Source organism: Synechococcus sp. H55.2, assembly GCF_047462495.1.
In the GTDB taxonomy this organism is placed as follows: Bacteria; Cyanobacteriota; Cyanobacteriia; order Thermostichales; family Thermostichaceae; genus Thermostichus.
In genome coordinates, this window is the sequence record NZ_JANSJH010000003.1 from 41619 (window position 1) to 43665 (window position 2047).

Here is a 2047-nt window from a genome sequence, read left to right on the forward strand (position 1 = left end):
AAGCCCTGTTGTAAGCCCAGTTGCAGGCCTTCTTTGCGCCCTGCTTCCAACCCCTCCCGCAGAGCTTCTGCCCGCCATTCCTGGTAGATCACCGATTCCCTCATATCCAAGGACCTCATGATTTGCCGAATCAAGCCCCGATCCAATGCTAGTCCTGCCAAAACGGCTGTTGCCGCTGCCAATTCCCGCTGCTCGCTGGACTCTGGCAAGCGCTCCAGCTCAGCAACGACTTCTCGTAAGGTTTCTCCAGGATCCTCCACCTGGCTCAAGACTCGAAAAGGCAGCAGCGCTGGCCAATCGACCCTGGCTGGCAAGTTACACTCCCAGAGGCGAACGACTTCAAACTCATGGCTTAGCCTTTCTAGGCGAAAAGAGGTTTGGAAGACCCGCTGCGAGCGCGTTTTGCGAAGATAAATGACCACCTGCCGCACCGATAGCTGGGGATATTTCCGATAGAGGCGGAGCCGATAGTCGGCCATGCGAAAGGGGATTTCAGGATCCGGATCTGTTTGAAATTCCAGATGCAAAATGCCCTGCTGTAGCCCTAGCAGAATGACCGAATCGGCTCGCATGGGCTCCTCCGACAGTTCTGTGGGCAGAAGCTGTACCGGCAGAGCTACCTCTCCCATCAGCCAACGGGCAAACTGCTCCGGAAAGCGCTCCGCCAGGTACTTGCAGATGTTGTCGTAGGCCATGGGGGATCCCTGAAACTAGCGCCCGCCCACGGTGATAGAGTCCACCTTGATGTGGGGCTGACCCACAGTAACGTAGATGCTGCCGCTGACAGAACCGCAGAAGCCAGGCGCCAGGCGGAGATCCTTGGAGCACATGGAGATCTTGGTCAAGATATCCTTGGCTTCTCCAATCAGCGTGGCTCCCTTGAGAGGCTTGGTGATTTTGCCATTTTGGATGAGATAGGCTTCTTCCACGGCAAAGTTAAATTGGCCAGTGGGGCCGACACTGCCGCCCCCCATGCGCTTGCAGTAGATGCCTTTGTCAATAGAGGCAAACAGGTCGTCCAGTTCGGCGTCGCCGGGGGCGATGTAGGTGTTGCGCATGCGGCTGGCAGGGGCAAAGGTGTAGTTTTGCCGGCGACCACTGCCGGTGCGGGGATGGCCGGTGCGCATGGAGCCGGCCCGGTCGGCCAGGAAGTTTTTCAAAATGCCCTTTTCAATGAGCAGGGTGCGCTGGACGGGCATGCCCTCGTCGTCCACGTCCAGGCTGCCAAAGGCCCCCTCGGAAAGCCCCTCGTCCCAGGCGGTGAGGTTTTTGTGGGCAATTTTCTGGCCTTTTTTGTCGGCAAAGGGAGTGGTTTTGCGCTCGATCTGGGTCGTTTCCAAGAGATGCCCACAGGCCTCGTGGAAGATGACGCCGCCAAAGGCGTTGGACATTACAATCGGGTAGGTGCCCGATTCCACATAGTCGGCATAGAGCATCTGGCCGGCGGCTTCTGCCAGCTCCTGGCTGTGGGCTACGAGATCCCAGCGGCGCAAAAAGTCGGGATCCCTGGTGCCCCCTGCGCGCTGGCTAACGGAAGCGCGATGATCCCCATCGGCACAGAGCAGGGTAGAACTAACCGACTGGGTAAGGCGGATGTCGCGCACAAAGGTGCCGTCGCTGCAGGCCACCAGGATCTCCTGCCAGTCACGGAAGTAGTTGGTGCGGCGGGACTGAACATGGTGAGCTTGCCGCTTCAGCTCTGCGTTGGCCCGCAGCAGGATCTCCCCCATCTCGGCAAGGGAGCTGCATTCCTTGAGCCAGCCGTCTTTACCGCGGCGCTCGGCGTAGTCCTGGAGCAGCCCTAGGTTGACGGTGGAGACCAAAGCAGCAGGGCCAGGGGGGGTGAGGCCCATCAAGAGCAGGCCTTTTTCTAGGGCAGCTTTGAGGCCGGCAAAGGAGAGATCGTTGGTGCTGACGTAGCAGTCGGCCAGGCCGCGAAACACCCGCACCCCCGCGCCGGTGGAAAGTCGAGGGGTGATGCTGGTGAGGGTGTCGTCTTCCGCCAGGCAACTGATGGAGTTAGCCCGCTCCAGGAAGATCTCCACCA

General features: G+C 59.5%; 2 protein-coding genes. Both read right to left on the reverse strand.

The genetic code is table 11. The features are described 5' to 3' along the window. Positions 1–695, reverse strand: a 695-nt coding sequence (locus NW844_RS00915; protein WP_414332657.1) for an Rpn family recombination-promoting nuclease/putative transposase, incomplete at its 3' end; no start/stop codon positions are given. Between the two features lie 15 nt (positions 696–710). Then, positions 711–2047: TldD/PmbA family protein (locus NW844_RS00920; protein ID WP_414332659.1), on the reverse strand; the 1337-nt coding region annotated here is incomplete at its 5' end.